Here is a 14178-nt window from a genome sequence, read left to right on the forward strand (position 1 = left end):
CGGGATCTCCCTCGTACGAGAGATCCCGGCCCCGCCCCGGACCCCGTACAGACCATCTAGATACGACCCTGAGAGGGATTGACGCATAGTGCTCGACGTCAACTTCTTCGACGAGCTGCGGATCGGCCTCGCCACCGCTGACGACATCCGTCAGTGGTCCCACGGTGAGGTCAAGAAGCCGGAGACCATCAACTACCGCACCCTCAAGCCCGAAAAGGACGGCCTCTTCTGCGAGAAGATCTTCGGCCCGACCCGGGACTGGGAGTGCTACTGCGGTAAGTACAAGCGCGTCCGCTTCAAGGGCATCATCTGCGAGCGGTGCGGCGTCGAGGTCACTCGCGCCAAGGTGCGCCGTGAGCGGATGGGCCACATCGAGCTGGCCGCTCCCGTCACCCACATCTGGTACTTCAAGGGCGTCCCGAGCCGGCTGGGCTACCTGCTGGACCTCGCCCCCAAGGACCTCGAGAAGGTCATCTACTTCGCCGCGTACATGATCACGTACGTGGACGAGGAGCGCCGCACCCGCGATCTGCCCTCGCTGGAGGCCCACGTCTCCGTCGAGCGTCAGCAGATCGAGCAGCGCCGCGACTCCGACCTGGAGGCCCGCGCCAAGAAGCTCGAGACCGACCTGGCCGAGCTGGAGGCCGAGGGTGCCAAGGCCGACGTGCGCCGCAAGGTGCGCGAGGGTGCCGAGCGTGAGATGAAGCAGCTGCGCGACCGTGCGCAGCGCGAGATCGACCGCCTCGACGAGGTCTGGAACCGCTTCAAGAACCTCAAGGTCCAGGACCTGGAGGGCGACGAGCTGCTCTACCGCGAGCTGCGTGACCGCTTCGGCACGTACTTCGACGGTTCGATGGGAGCCGCGGCGCTGCAGAAGCGCCTGGAGACCTTCGACCTGGACGAGGAGGCCGAGCGCCTCCGCGAGATCATCCGGACCGGCAAGGGCCAGAAGAAGACCCGTGCGCTCAAGCGCCTGAAGGTCGTCTCCGCCTTCCTGCAGACCCGCAACAGCCCCAAGGGCATGGTGCTGGACTGCATCCCGGTGATCCCGCCGGACCTGCGTCCGATGGTGCAGCTGGACGGTGGCCGCTTCGCGACCTCCGACCTGAACGACCTGTACCGCCGTGTCATCAACCGCAACAACCGCCTGAAGCGGCTTCTCGACCTCGGCGCGCCCGAGATCATCGTGAACAACGAGAAGCGCATGCTCCAGGAGGCCGTCGACGCGCTCTTCGACAACGGCCGCCGCGGCCGCCCGGTCACGGGCCCCGGCAACCGTCCGCTGAAGTCGCTGTCCGACATGCTCAAGGGCAAGCAGGGCCGCTTCCGTCAGAACCTGCTCGGTAAGCGCGTCGACTACTCGGCCCGTTCCGTCATCGTCGTCGGCCCGCAGCTGAAGCTGCACCAGTGCGGTCTGCCCAAGGCCATGGCGCTGGAGCTCTTCAAGCCGTTCGTGATGAAGCGCCTGGTGGACCTGAACCACGCGCAGAACATCAAGTCGGCCAAGCGCATGGTCGAGCGCGGCCGCACCGTCGTGTACGACGTCCTCGAAGAGGTCATCGCCGAGCACCCGGTGCTGCTGAACCGTGCGCCCACCCTGCACCGCCTCGGCATCCAGGCCTTCGAGCCGCAGCTGGTCGAGGGCAAGGCCATTCAGATCCACCCGCTCGTCTGCACCGCGTTCAACGCGGACTTCGACGGTGACCAGATGGCCGTCCACCTCCCGCTGTCCGCGGAGGCGCAGGCCGAGGCCCGCATCCTGATGCTGTCCTCGAACAACATCCTCAAGCCGGCCGACGGCCGTCCGGTCACCATGCCGACCCAGGACATGGTGCTCGGCCTCTTCTTCCTCACCACGGATGAAGAGGAGCGCGAGGTCAAGGGCGAGGGCCGGGCCTTCGGCTCGGTCGCCGAGGCCATCATGGCCTTCGACGCCCGCGAGCTCTCGCTGCAGGCGAAGGTCGACATCCGCTTCCCGATCGGCACCGTCCCGCCGCGTGGCTGGACCCCGCCGGTTCCGGAGGAGGGCGAGCCCGAGTGGCAGCAGGGTGACAGCTTCCGGCTGCGGACGACCCTGGGCCGTGCGCTCTTCAACGAGCTGCTGCCCGAGGACTACCCGTTCGTCGACTACTCGGTGGGCAAGAAGCAGCTCTCCGCGATCGTCAACGACCTGGCCGAGCGCTACCCGAAGGTCATCGTGGCGGCGACGCTCGACAACCTGAAGGCGGCCGGCTTCCACTGGGCGACCCGTTCCGGCGTCACCGTCGCCGTTTCGGACATCGTCGTGCCGGAGGCCAAGAAGGCCATCGTCGCGGGCTACGAGGCCCAGGACGAGAAGGTCCAGAAGCAGTACGAGCGCGGTCTGATCACCAAGGACGAGCGCACTCAGGAACTGATCAACATCTGGACCAAGGCGACCAACGAGGTCGCCGAGGCGATGAACGAGAACTTCCCCAAGACGAACCCCATCTTCATGATGGTTGACTCGGGTGCCCGAGGAAACATGATGCAGATGCGGCAGATCGCCGGTATGCGTGGTCTGGTGTCGAACGCGAAGAACGAGACCATCCCGCGTCCGATCAAGGCGTCGTTCCGCGAGGGCCTGTCCGTGCTGGAGTACTTCATCTCCACCCACGGTGCCCGTAAGGGTCTGGCGGACACCGCCCTTCGTACCGCCGACTCCGGTTACCTCACCCGTCGTCTGGTCGACGTCTCCCAGGACGTCATCATTCGCGAGGAGGACTGCGGCACCGAGCGCGGCCTCAAGCTGCGGATCGCCTCGAAGGACGCCGCCGGTGTCCTGCGCAAGGCGGACGACGTCGAGTCCAGCGTCTACGCCCGCATGCTGGCCGAGGACGTCGTCGTCGACGGCAAGGTCGTCGCGCCGGCGAACGTCGACCTCGGTGACGTGCTCATCGACGCGCTGGTCAACGCCGGCGTCGAGGAGGTCAAGACCCGCTCGGTCCTGACCTGCGAGTCCGCGGTCGGCACCTGTGCCTTCTGCTACGGCCGTTCGCTGGCCACCGGCAAGCTGGTCGACATCGGTGAGGCGGTCGGCATCATCGCCGCCCAGTCCATCGGTGAGCCCGGCACCCAGCTGACGATGCGTACCTTCCACACCGGTGGTGTGGCCGGTGACGACATCACCCTGGGTCTGCCGCGTGTCGTCGAGCTCTTCGAGGCCCGTACGCCCAAGGGTGTCGCCCCGATCTCGGAGGCGGCCGGCCGCGTCCGGATCGAGGAGACCGAGAAGACCAAGAAGGTCGTCGTCACGCCGGACGACGGCAGCGACGAGACGGCCTACGGCGTCTCCAAGCGTGCCCGTCTGCTGGTGGGCGAGGGCGACCACGTCCAGGTCGGCCAGCCGCTGACCGTGGGTGCCATCAACCCGCACGACGTGCTGCGGATCCTCGGCCAGCGCGCCGTCCAGGTCCACCTGGTCGGCGAGGTCCAGAAGGTCTACAACAGCCAGGGCGTGGCGATCCACGACAAGCACATCGAGATCATCATCCGGCAGATGCTGCGCCGCGTGACGATCATCGAGTCCGGCGACGCGGAGCTGCTGCCGGGCGAGCTGGTGGAGCGCACGAAGTTCGAGAGCGAGAACCGTCGTGTCGTGGCGGAAGGCGGCCACCCGGCCTCCGGCCGTCCGCAGCTGATGGGTATCACCAAGGCTTCGCTGGCGACGGAATCCTGGCTGTCGGCCGCCTCCTTCCAGGAGACGACCCGAGTCCTGACGGACGCGGCGATCAACGCCAAGTCCGACAGCCTCATCGGCCTCAAGGAGAACGTCATCATCGGTAAGCTCATCCCGGCCGGTACGGGCCTGTCCCGCTACCGCAACATCCGGGTCGAGCCCACCGAGGAGGCCAAGGCCGCGATGTACTCGGCCGTCGGTTACGACGACATCGACTACTCGCCCTTCGGCACCGGCTCCGGCCAGGCGGTCCCGCTGGAGGACTACGACTACGGCCCGTACAACCAGTAATCCTGGTCCGTACACCGTCCACAGGGCGGCCACCCTCCGGGGTGGCCGCCCTGCGGCATTGGGGGCCGCGCGAGGGGAACTTGTCCTCCCATCCCTGCGTCTCTGATGAGAAGATGGGGAGAACTGTCGAGCGGGGGGAGGGTCGCGACGTGGCATTCCAGCCGTGGCAGGGCGGGCAGCCCGCTCAGCCGTGGAATCAGGTGCCTGCCATGCGTGCCTCGCACGCCGATCGTGAGCGGGCGGTCGATGTGCTCAAGGCGGGGTTCGCCGAGGGGCGGCTGTCGCAGCCGGAGTACGAGCAGCGGCTGACCCGGGCGTACAAGGCACAGACCCACGCCGAGTTGCAGATGCTGGTCTCGGACCTGCCGATGGGGCCGGTGCCCCAGGCGCAGTTCGTCCCGCAGCGGCCGGTGCCGGCGACGTTCATGCCGATGCAGATGCCGCCGCCGCAGGTGACCAACGGCTCGGCGACCGGTGCGCTGGTCTGCGGACTGATGACGCCGGTGACCTGGGGGCTGACCGCGATCCCGGCGGTGATCCTGGGCCACAAGGCGCGCGCCGAGATCCGCCGCTCCGGGGAGCGCGGGGACGGGCAGGCGCTCACCGGGCTGATCCTGGGCTGGCTGGCGATCGGTGGCTGGGCGCTGATGTTCCTGGTGTGGATCCTGCTCGCGGCGGTCAACCTCTGACCGTGCCGCGGGGGCGCCCGCGCCTTCTTCCGTAGGGGCCGCTCGCGCACTACGGTGGCGGCAACGCCGTGACGAGTCCGGCGTGTCCTTCGCGTGTGCATTTGTTTTGACCGCAGCCAATGCGGTAGGTACGCTCTGACCTTGTGCCTGGGGTGTCCCTGGGCTGCCGTGCGCGCAATCTCCCCAAGCCACCGGCCGGGAGGCCACCAGCACGGAAGCCGGGTCTCGACACCGCAATCTGCCGTCTTCTCGTTCCAGCGGGGACCGGACTGCAGTATTCGACACACCCGACCGCGTGGGTCGGGAGCGTTCCAGGTTAGCTTTACCGAGACTGGCACACAGAAACCGGAGAAACGGTGCCTACGATCCAGCAGCTGGTCCGCAAGGGCCGGCAGGACAAGGTCGAGAAGAACAAGACGCCCGCACTCGAGGGTTCCCCCCAGCGCCGCGGCGTCTGCACGCGTGTTTTCACCACCACCCCGAAGAAGCCGAACTCGGCCCTGCGTAAGGTCGCGCGTGTGCGTCTGACCAGCGGGATCGAGGTCACCGCTTACATTCCGGGTGAGGGCCACAACCTCCAGGAGCACTCGATCGTGCTCGTGCGTGGCGGCCGTGTGAAGGACCTGCCGGGTGTTCGGTACAAGATCATCCGCGGCTCCCTCGACACGCAGGGCGTCAAGAACCGCAAGCAGGCTCGCAGCCGCTACGGCGCCAAGAAGGAGAAGTAAGAATGCCTCGTAAGGGCCCCGCCCCGAAGCGCCCGGTCATCGTCGACCCGGTCTACGGCTCTCCTCTGGTGACCTCCCTCATCAACAAGGTGCTGCTGAACGGAAAGCGCTCCACCGCTGAGCGCATCGTTTACGGCGCCATGGAGGGGCTGCGCGAGAAGACCGGCAACGACCCGGTCATCACCCTCAAGCGCGCGCTCGAGAACATCAAGCCGACCCTCGAGGTCAAGTCCCGCCGCGTCGGTGGCGCGACCTACCAGGTCCCGGTCGAGGTCAAGCCCGGCCGTGCCGCCACCCTCTCGCTCCGCTGGCTCGTGGGCTACTCGCGCGCCCGTCGCGAGAAGACCATGACCGAGCGCCTCATGAACGAACTGCTCGACGCCTCCAACGGCCTCGGCGCTTCGGTCAAGAAGCGTGAGGACACGCACAAGATGGCCGAGTCCAACAAGGCCTTCGCGCACTACCGCTGGTAGTCGCAACCCACATCGAGACCGAGAGAAGATTGAGCCACTATGGCCACCACTTCGCTTGACCTGGCCAAGGTCCGCAACATCGGGATCATGGCCCACATCGACGCGGGCAAGACGACCACCACCGAGCGGATCCTGTTCTACACCGGTGTTTCGTACAAGATCGGTGAGGTCCACGACGGCGCTGCCACGATGGACTGGATGGAGCAGGAGCAGGAGCGCGGCATCACGATCACGTCTGCCGCGACGACCTGCCACTGGCCGCTGGACAACGTCGACAACACCATCAACATCATTGACACCCCGGGCCACGTCGACTTCACCGTCGAGGTGGAGCGCTCGCTGCGCGTGCTCGACGGTGCGGTGACGGTGTTCGACGGTGTTGCCGGTGTGGAGCCCCAGTCCGAGACCGTTTGGCGTCAGGCGGACCGCTACGGCGTTCCGCGCATCTGCTTCGTCAACAAGCTCGACCGTACGGGTGCCGAGTTCCACCGCTGCGTCGACATGATCACGGACCGCCTCGGCGCGACCCCGATCGTGATGCAGCTGCCCATCGGTACCGAGATGGACTTCAAGGGTGTCGTCGACCTCGTCAAGATGAAGGCCCTCGTCTGGTCGGCCGAGGCCGCCAAGGGCGAGATGTACGACACCGTCGACATCCCGGACACGCACATCGAGGCCGCCGACGAATGGCGCGGCAAGCTCCTCGAGGTCGTTGCCGAGAACGACGAAGAGATCATGGAGCTGTACCTGGAGGGCCAGGAGCCCACCGAGGAGCAGCTCTACGCGGCGATCCGCCGTATCACGATCGCTTCCGGCAAGGCTGACGTCACCACCGTCACGCCGGTGTTCTGCGGTACCGCGTTCAAGAACAAGGGCGTTCAGCCCCTGCTCGACGCGGTCGTGCGCTACCTCCCCTCCCCGCTCGACGTCGAGGCCATCGAGGGCCACGCCGTCAACGACCCGGAGGAGGTCGTCAAGCGCAAGCCGTCCGAGGACGAGCCGCTGGCCGCCCTCGCGTTCAAGATTGCGAGCGACCCCCACCTGGGCAAGCTCACCTTCATCCGGGTGTACTCGGGCCGCCTTGAGGCCGGCTCGCAGGTGCAGAACTCGGTGAAGGGCAAGAAGGAGCGCATCGGCAAGATCTACCGGATGCACGCGAACAAGCGTGAGGAGATCGACTCGGTGGGTGCCGGTGACATCGTCGCCGTCATGGGTCTGAAGCAGACCACCACCGGTGAGACCCTCTGTGACTCCGCCAACCAGGTCATCCTGGAGTCGATGGAGTTCCCGGCCCCGGTCATCCAGGTCGCCATCGAGCCCAAGTCCAAGGGCGACCAGGAGAAGCTGGGTGTCGCCATCCAGCGCCTCGCCGAAGAGGACCCCTCGTTCCAGGTGCACACCGACGAGGAGACCGGCCAGACCATCATCGCGGGTATGGGCGAGCTGCACCTCGACGTGCTGGTCGACCGTATGAAGCGTGAGTTCCGGGTCGAGGCCAACGTCGGCAAGCCGCAGGTCGCCTACCGGGAGACCCTGCGCAAGGCGGTCGAGCGCCTGGACTACACGCACAAGAAGCAGACCGGTGGTTCCGGTCAGTTCGCGAAGGTCCAGATCGCGCTGGAGCCCCTCGAGGGCGACGGGTACGAGTTCGAGAACAAGGTCACCGGTGGCCGCATCCCGCGGGAGTACATCCCGTCCGTGGACGCGGGCTGCCAGGAGGCCATGGAGTTCGGTGTTCTCGCCGGCTACCCGCTGACCGGCGTCAAGGTCACGCTGCTCGACGGCGCGTTCCACGAGGTCGACTCGTCCGAGATGGCCTTCAAGATCGCCGGTTCGATGGCCTTCAAGGAGGCCGCCCGCAAGGCCTCCCCGGCCCTGCTCGAGCCGATGATGAAGGTCGAGGTCACCACGCCCGAGGACTACATGGGCGATGTGATCGGCGACATCAACTCCCGCCGTGGTCAGATCCAGTCCATGGAGGACCGCAGCGGCGCCAAGCTCGTCACGGGCCTGGTTCCCCTCTCGGAGATGTTCGGCTACGTCGGAGACCTCCGCAGCAAGACGTCGGGTCGCGCGAGCTACTCGATGCAGTTCGACTCCTACGCCGAGGTTCCGCGGAACGTCGCCGAGGAGATCATCGCGAAGGCCAAGGGCGAGTAACTCCGGTCCCGTAAGAACCGGAGCGCAACACGCTTTAGGCTTGACACCGTCTGATGGGGGTAATCCCCGCAAACCGTGAGGATTGCCCCCGTCAGCCGGCACCCCAGCAAAGATCACCTGGCGCCGATGAGTAAGGCGTACAGAACCACTCCACAGGAGGACCCCAGTGGCGAAGGCGAAGTTCGAGCGGACTAAGCCGCACGTCAACATCGGCACCATCGGTCACATTGACCACGGTAAGACGACCCTCACGGCCGCCATTACCAAGGTGCTGCATGACGCGTACCCGGACCTGAACGAGGCCTCGGCCTTCGACCAGATCGACAAGGCTCCTGAGGAGCGCCAGCGCGGTATCACCATCTCCATCGCGCACGTCGAGTACCAGACCGAGTCGCGTCACTACGCGCACGTCGACTGCCCCGGTCACGCGGACTACATCAAGAACATGATCACCGGTGCGGCGCAGATGGACGGCGCAATCCTCGTGGTCGCCGCGACCGACGGCCCGATGCCGCAGACCAAGGAGCACGTGCTCCTGGCCCGCCAGGTCGGCGTTCCGTACATCGTTGTCGCCCTGAACAAGGCCGACATGGTGGACGACGAGGAGATCCTGGAGCTCGTCGAGCTCGAGGTCCGTGAGCTCCTCTCCGAGTACGAGTTCCCCGGCGACGACGTTCCGGTCGTCAAGGTCTCGGCGCTCAAGGCGCTCGAGGGCGACGCCGAGTGGGGCAAGTCCGTCCTCGACCTGATGAAGGCCGTCGACGAGTCGATCCCGCAGCCCGAGCGCGACGTCGACAAGCCGTTCCTGATGCCGATCGAGGACGTCTTCACGATCACCGGTCGTGGCACCGTCGTCACCGGTCGTATCGAGCGCGGTGTCCTGAAGGTCAACGAGACCGTCGACATCATCGGCATCAAGACCGAGAAGACCACCACCACGGTCACCGGTATCGAGATGTTCCGTAAGCTGCTCGACGAGGGCCAGGCCGGTGAGAACGTCGGTCTGCTGCTCCGCGGCATCAAGCGCGAGGACGTCGAGCGCGGCCAGGTCATCATCAAGCCGGGCTCGGTCACGCCGCACACCTCGTTCGAGGCTCAGGCGTACATCCTGTCGAAGGACGAGGGTGGCCGTCACACCCCGTTCTTCAACAACTACCGCCCGCAGTTCTACTTCCGTACCACGGACGTGACCGGCGTCGTGACCCTCCCCGAGGGCACCGAGATGGTCATGCCGGGCGACAACACCGAGATGTCGGTCGAGCTGATCCAGCCGGTCGCCATGGAGGAGGGCCTGAAGTTCGCCATCCGTGAGGGTGGCCGGACCGTCGGCGCCGGCCAGGTCACCAAGATCAACAAGTAATTGTTGATCCGGTTGATCCGGTAGCAGTTCCACAAGGGGCCCCGCACACCGCAAGGTGGGCGGGGCTCCTTGACAGTGGGGGATCGATTGGCCTTGGGTGCCGGACGTATGGCACACTGTCCAGGTTGCTCGGTTGAGTGCCGATGCTGCGCGCCTCCCGCCGGGGGGACCGGAAGCGAGTCCCAGGTATTCGTCGTTCCTCTTCAGGGGCGGAAGTACGGGAATCTTCCGGGAAGCGTCAGCGGGGTGCCTCGGCCAGGCGCCCGGTGGGTGTCCTTCCCCCGCCTCCTCCTTCTTGAGGGATCTCCTGTGCGGAGATTTACGAGAAGGGGTGCGACACGCCCGACCGCGTGGGTCGGAGAAGGACGGCGCTTCTCTGAGGCGCAGCACACCGGGTCCCAGAGCGTTACGAGAGACAGGACTACGAAGTAGCCATGGCGGGACAGAAGATCCGCATCCGGCTCAAGGCCTACGACCACGAGGTCATCGACTCTTCGGCGAAGAAGATCGTCGAGACGGTGACTCGCACTGGTGCGTCGGTCGCGGGCCCGGTGCCGCTGCCCACTGAAAAGAACGTGTACTGCGTCATCAAGTCGCCGCACAAGTACAAGGACTCGCGCGAGCACTTCGAGATGCGCACGCACAAGCGCCTGATCGACATCCTCGACCCGACGCCGAAGACCGTTGACTCCCTGATGCGACTCGACCTCCCGGCCGGTGTCGACATCGAGATCAAGCTCTGAGGGCCGGTGATCTGAGAGATGGCTAAGCAGATCAAGGGCATCCTGGGCGAGAAGCTCGGTATGACGCAGGTGTGGGACGAGAACAACCGCGTTGTTCCCGTCACCGTCGTCAAGGCCGGGCCCTGTGTCGTTACCCAGGTGCGCACCAATGACCAGGACGGCTACGACTCCGTCCAGATCGCCTTCGGCGAGATCGACCCGCGCAAGGTGAACAAGCCCCTCAAGGGCCACTTCGCGAAGGCCGACGTCACCCCCCGCCGTCACCTCGTCGAGGTCCGTACTCCCGACGCCGGTGAGTACACCCTCGGCCAGGAGCTGACCGCTGAGACCTTCGAGTCCGGCGTCAAGGTGGACGTGACCGGCAAGAGCAAGGGCAAGGGCTTCGCCGGTGTCATGAAGCGTCACGGCTTCGGCGGCGGCAAGGCCTCGCACGGTGCCCACCGCGTGCACCGCAAGCCGGGCTCCATCGGTGGCTGCGCCACCCCGGGCCGCGTGTTCAAGGGCATGCGGATGGCCGGCCGTATGGGCAATGAGCGGGTCACCACCCAGAACCTGACCGTCCACGCCGTTGACGCGGAGAAGGGTCTGCTGCTCATCAAGGGCGCAGTTCCTGGTCCGAACGGCGGCCTCGTCCTGGTCCGTACCGCGGCCAAGGGGGCCTGAGGTAACCGATGAGCACCATTGACATCCTTTCGCCTGCTGGCGACAAGGCCGGGTCCGTCGAGCTCCCCGCGGAGATCTTCGACGCCAAGGTCAGCATTCCGCTGATCCACCAGGTCGTTGTTGCACAGCTGGCCGCGGCCCGTCAGGGCACGCACAAGACCAAGACTCGCGGCGAGGTCCGCGGCGGTGGCAAGAAGCCGTACCGCCAGAAGGGCACCGGCCGCGCGCGCCAGGGTTCGACCCGTGCGCCGCAGTTCGCCGGCGGTGGCGTCGTCCACGGCCCCGTGCCGCGTGACTACAGCCAGCGGACCCCGAAGAAGATGAAGGCCGCCGCCCTGCGCGGTGCCCTCACCGACCGGGCCCGCAACAGCCGCATCCACGTCGTTTCCGGCGTGGTCGAGGGCGACATCTCCACCAAGGCCGCCAAGGCTCTCCTCGGCAAGGTCAGCGAGCGCAAGAACGTGCTCCTGGTCGCCGAGCGCAGCGACGAGGCCGCGTGGCTGTCCGCCCGCAACCTGCCCCAGGTTCACATCCTGGAGCCGGGCCAGCTGAACACGTACGACGTGCTCGTCTCCGACGACGTGGTCTTCACCAAGGCCGCCTTCGAGTCCTTCGTGTCCGGCCCCAAGGCCAACGCTGAGACCGAAGGGAGCGACGCCTGATGACTGAGGCCGTCGTCACCAGCAAGACCTTCACGGACCCGCGTGACATTCTCGTCAAGCCGGTGGTTTCCGAGAAGAGCTACGCGCTGCTGGACGAGAACAAGTACACGTTCGTCGTCGACCCGCGTGCCAACAAGACCCAGATCAAGCAGGCCGTCGAGGCGGTCTTCTCGGTCAAGGTCACCGGGGTCAACACGATCAACCGGCAGGGCAAGCGCAAGCGCACCCGCACCGGTTACGGCAAGCGCGCGAACACCAAGCGCGCCATCGTGACCCTCGCCGAGGGCGACCGTATCGACATCTTCGGCGGCCCGGTCTCCTAACGGAGTCCGAGTCGTCCGGAATCGGACGAGGACTGAGAAATGGGTATCCGCAAGTACAAGCCGACGACCCCGGGCCGTCGTGGCTCCAGCGTCGCCGACTTTGTCGAGATCACGCGGTCCACGCCGGAGAAGTCGCTGGTCCGCCCGCTGCACAGCAAGGGCGGCCGTAACAACGCCGGTCGTGTGACCGTTCGCCACCAGGGCGGTGGCCACAAGCGCGCCTACCGCGTGATCGACTTCCGTCGTCACGACAAGGACGGCGTGCCGGCCAAGGTCGCGCACATCGAGTACGACCCGAACCGCACCGCGCGCATCGCGCTGCTGCACTACGCAGACGGCGAGAAGCGCTACATCATCGCGCCCCGTGGCCTGGCCCAGGGTGCTCGGATTGAGAACGGCCCTGGCGCCGACATCAAGCCGGGCAACAACCTGCCGCTGCGCCACATCCCCGTGGGTACGACGATCCACGCGATCGAGCTGCGTCCGGGCGGCGGTGCGAAGTTCGCCCGCTCGGCCGGTGCCTCCGTGCAGCTGCTGGCGAAGGAGGGCGCGATGGCCCACCTTCGTATGCCGTCCGGTGAGATCCGCCTGGTCGACGTGCGCTGCCGCGCCACCGTCGGCGAGGTCGGCAACGCCGAGCAGTCGAACATCAACTGGGGCAAGGCCGGCCGCATGCGCTGGAAGGGCGTCCGCCCGACCGTGCGTGGTGTCGTGATGAACCCGGTCGACCACCCGCACGGTGGTGGTGAGGGCAAGACCTCCGGTGGTCGCCACCCGGTCTCGCCCTGGGGCCAGAAGGAGGGTCGTACTCGCTCGCCGAAGAAGGCCAGCAACAAGTACATCGTCCGCCGCCGCAAGACGAACAAGAAGCGCTAGGAGCGGGTTTAGATGCCGCGCAGTCTCAAGAAGGGGCCCTTCGTCGACGACCACCTCTCCAAGAAGGTGGACACGCAGAACGAAGCCGGCACCAAGAACGTCATCAAGACCTGGTCCCGCCGCTCCATGATCGTCCCGGCCATGCTCGGCCACACGATCGCGGTGCATGACGGCCGCAAGCACGTCCCGGTGTTCGTCACCGAGTCGATGGTCGGCCACAAGCTCGGCGAGTTTGCGCCGACCCGCACCTTCCGCGGCCACGAGAAGGACGACCGCAAGTCGCGTCGTCGCTGATCGACCGGAGTGCGAAGACTATGACTGACACCGAAGGGACAACCATGGAAGCCAGGGCCCAGGCGCGGTACATCCGCGTCACGCCCATGAAGGCCCGCCGCGTGGTGGACCTTATCCGTGGCATGGATGCCACGGAGGCTCAGGCGGTCCTGCGTTTCGCCCCGCAGGCCGCGAGCGTGCCGGTGGGCAAGGTGCTGGACAGCGCCATTGCCAACGCCGCGCACAACTACGACCACACGGACGCCTCTACGCTGGTCATCAGCGAGGCGTACGTCGACGAGGGCCCGACCCTGAAGCGGTTCCGTCCGCGTGCCCAGGGTCGTGCCTACCGGATCCGCAAGCGGACCAGCCACATCACCGTGGTCGTCAGCAGCAAGGAAGGAACCCGGTAATGGGCCAGAAGGTAAACCCGCACGGGTTCCGCCTCGGCGTGACGACGGACTTCAAGTCCCGCTGGTACGCCGACAAGCTGTACAAGGACTACGTCAAGGAAGACGTCGCCATTCGTCGCATGATGACGAAGGGCATGGAGCGCGCCGGTATCTCCAAGGTGGAGATCGAGCGCACCCGTGAGCGCGTCCGCGTTGACATCCACACCGCTCGCCCGGGCATCGTCATCGGCCGCCGCGGCGCCGAGGCCGACCGCATCCGCGGTGAGCTGGAGAAGCTGACCGGCAAGCAGGTCCAGCTGAACATCCTCGAGGTCAAGAACCCCGAGACCGATGCTCAGCTCGTGGCCCAGGCCGTCGCCGAGCAGCTGTCCTCCCGCGTCTCCTTCCGTCGCGCCATGCGTAAGAGCATGCAGTCGACGATGAAGGCCGGCGCCAAGGGCATCAAGATCCAGTGTGGTGGCCGTCTCGGCGGCGCCGAGATGTCCCGCTCGGAGTTCTACCGCGAGGGCCGTGTGCCCCTGCACACGCTCCGCGCGAACGTCGACTACGGCTTCTTCGAGGCCAAGACCACCTTCGGCCGCATCGGCGTGAAGGTCTGGATCTACAAGGGCGACGTCAAGAACATCGCCGAGGTGCGCGCCGAGAACGCCGCCGCCCGTGCGGGCAACCGCCCGGCTCGCGGTGGTGGCAACGACCGCCCGCGTCGCGGTGGCGAGCGTGGCGGCCGCGGCCGCAAGCCGCAGCAGCAGAGCGCCGCTGCCGAGGCCCCCAAGGCCGAGGCCGCTGCCGCTGCTCCGGCGGAGACCCCCGGAACGGAGGCCTGACCG

The 14178-nt window shown here is 66.5% G+C and carries 14 protein-coding genes; all 14 read left to right on the top strand.

Annotation, left to right across the window (positions count from 1 at the left end):
• The first annotated feature begins 88 nt into the window (after positions 1 to 88).
• The 14 genes from ACZ7MX_RS14735 to rpsC all read left to right on the top strand — a co-directional run bounded on the left by ACZ7MX_RS14735 (position 89) and on the right by rpsC (position 14175).
• Complete coding sequence (locus tag ACZ7MX_RS14735) at positions 89 to 3988, top strand: DNA-directed RNA polymerase subunit beta' (RefSeq protein ID WP_472132046.1); 3900 nt, start codon at positions 89 to 91, stop codon at positions 3986 to 3988.
• A 209-nt stretch (positions 3989 to 4197) separates the two neighbouring features.
• Positions 4198 to 4677: a DUF1707 and DUF4190 domain-containing protein gene (locus ACZ7MX_RS14740; RefSeq protein WP_472132048.1), complete on the top strand. Its 480-nt coding sequence runs from the start codon at positions 4198 to 4200 to the stop codon at positions 4675 to 4677.
• A 356-nt stretch (positions 4678 to 5033) separates the two neighbouring features.
• Complete coding sequence (gene rpsL / locus ACZ7MX_RS14745; RefSeq protein WP_003948652.1) at positions 5034 to 5405, top strand: 30S ribosomal protein S12; 372 nt, start codon at positions 5034 to 5036, stop codon at positions 5403 to 5405.
• 2 nt (positions 5406 to 5407) lie between these two features.
• The gene (gene rpsG / locus ACZ7MX_RS14750; protein WP_030413008.1) at positions 5408 to 5878 is read left to right on the top strand and encodes a 30S ribosomal protein S7; all 471 of its coding nucleotides are present in this window, start codon (positions 5408 to 5410) and stop codon (positions 5876 to 5878) included.
• A gap of 39 nt (positions 5879 to 5917) precedes the next feature.
• Positions 5918 to 8038 carry an elongation factor G gene (gene fusA, locus ACZ7MX_RS14755; protein ID WP_310725983.1) on the top strand — a complete coding sequence of 707 codons (2121 nt, stop codon included), beginning with the start codon at positions 5918 to 5920 and terminating at the stop codon, positions 8036 to 8038.
• Positions 8039 to 8204: 166 nt separating this feature from the next.
• Complete coding sequence (gene tuf / locus ACZ7MX_RS14760; protein WP_384429890.1) at positions 8205 to 9398, top strand: elongation factor Tu; 1194 nt, start codon at positions 8205 to 8207, stop codon at positions 9396 to 9398.
• A gap of 434 nt (positions 9399 to 9832) precedes the next feature.
• Positions 9833 to 10141: a 30S ribosomal protein S10 gene (gene rpsJ / locus ACZ7MX_RS14765; RefSeq protein ID WP_003948644.1), complete on the top strand. Its 309-nt coding sequence runs from the start codon at positions 9833 to 9835 to the stop codon at positions 10139 to 10141.
• Between the two features lie 18 nt (positions 10142 to 10159).
• Positions 10160 to 10804 carry a 50S ribosomal protein L3 gene (gene rplC, locus ACZ7MX_RS14770; RefSeq protein WP_030413011.1) on the top strand — a complete coding sequence of 215 codons (645 nt, stop codon included), beginning with the start codon at positions 10160 to 10162 and terminating at the stop codon, positions 10802 to 10804.
• Between the two features lie 8 nt (positions 10805 to 10812).
• A complete protein-coding gene (gene rplD, locus ACZ7MX_RS14775; protein WP_362142701.1) occupies positions 10813 to 11466 on the top strand; it encodes a 50S ribosomal protein L4 in 654 nt (217 codons plus the stop codon).
• Entirely contained in the window at positions 11466 to 11789 is a 324-nt protein-coding gene (rplW, locus tag ACZ7MX_RS14780) for a 50S ribosomal protein L23 (RefSeq protein WP_030413013.1), read from the top strand. The genes rplD and rplW overlap by 1 nt, the downstream gene beginning before the upstream one ends.
• Before the next feature lie 39 nt (positions 11790 to 11828).
• The gene (rplB, locus tag ACZ7MX_RS14785) at positions 11829 to 12665 is read left to right on the top strand and encodes a 50S ribosomal protein L2 (RefSeq protein ID WP_006604876.1); all 837 of its coding nucleotides are present in this window, start codon (positions 11829 to 11831) and stop codon (positions 12663 to 12665) included.
• Between the two features lie 12 nt (positions 12666 to 12677).
• The gene (rpsS, locus tag ACZ7MX_RS14790; protein WP_030016988.1) at positions 12678 to 12959 is read left to right on the top strand and encodes a 30S ribosomal protein S19; all 282 of its coding nucleotides are present in this window, start codon (positions 12678 to 12680) and stop codon (positions 12957 to 12959) included.
• 44 nt (positions 12960 to 13003) lie between these two features.
• Positions 13004 to 13351 (top strand): 50S ribosomal protein L22, encoded by a 348-nt coding sequence (gene rplV / locus ACZ7MX_RS14795; protein ID WP_009997296.1) that lies wholly within the window; start codon positions 13004 to 13006, stop codon positions 13349 to 13351.
• The gene (gene rpsC, locus ACZ7MX_RS14800) at positions 13351 to 14175 is read left to right on the top strand and encodes a 30S ribosomal protein S3 (RefSeq protein ID WP_030413016.1); all 825 of its coding nucleotides are present in this window, start codon (positions 13351 to 13353) and stop codon (positions 14173 to 14175) included. Before rplV ends, rpsC begins: the two co-directional genes overlap by 1 nt.
• The last annotated feature ends 3 nt before the right edge of the window (positions 14176 to 14178 follow it).

Source organism: Streptomyces sp. NPDC107765 (genome assembly GCF_055657085.1).

Excerpts from the sequence above, each read along its gene's own strand:
- ACZ7MX_RS14740 (WP_472132048.1), top strand. The coding sequence starts at position 4,198 with ATGCGTGCCTCGCACGCCGATCGTGAGCGGGCGGTCGATGTGCTCAAG.
- rpsG (WP_030413008.1), top strand. The coding sequence starts at position 5,408 with ATGCCTCGTAAGGGCCCCGCCCCGAAGCGCCCGGTCATCGTCGACCCG.
- fusA (WP_310725983.1), top strand. The coding sequence starts at position 5,918 with ATGGCCACCACTTCGCTTGACCTGGCCAAGGTCCGCAACATCGGGATC.
- rpsJ (WP_003948644.1), top strand. The coding sequence starts at position 9,833 with ATGGCGGGACAGAAGATCCGCATCCGGCTCAAGGCCTACGACCACGAG.
- rplC (WP_030413011.1), top strand. The coding sequence starts at position 10,160 with ATGGCTAAGCAGATCAAGGGCATCCTGGGCGAGAAGCTCGGTATGACG.
- rplD (WP_362142701.1), top strand. The coding sequence starts at position 10,813 with ATGAGCACCATTGACATCCTTTCGCCTGCTGGCGACAAGGCCGGGTCC.
- rplW (WP_030413013.1), top strand. The coding sequence starts at position 11,466 with ATGACTGAGGCCGTCGTCACCAGCAAGACCTTCACGGACCCGCGTGAC.
- rplB (WP_006604876.1), top strand. The coding sequence starts at position 11,829 with ATGGGTATCCGCAAGTACAAGCCGACGACCCCGGGCCGTCGTGGCTCC.
- rpsS (WP_030016988.1), top strand. The coding sequence starts at position 12,678 with ATGCCGCGCAGTCTCAAGAAGGGGCCCTTCGTCGACGACCACCTCTCC.
- rplV (WP_009997296.1), top strand. The coding sequence starts at position 13,004 with ATGGAAGCCAGGGCCCAGGCGCGGTACATCCGCGTCACGCCCATGAAG.
- rpsC (WP_030413016.1), top strand. The coding sequence starts at position 13,351 with ATGGGCCAGAAGGTAAACCCGCACGGGTTCCGCCTCGGCGTGACGACG.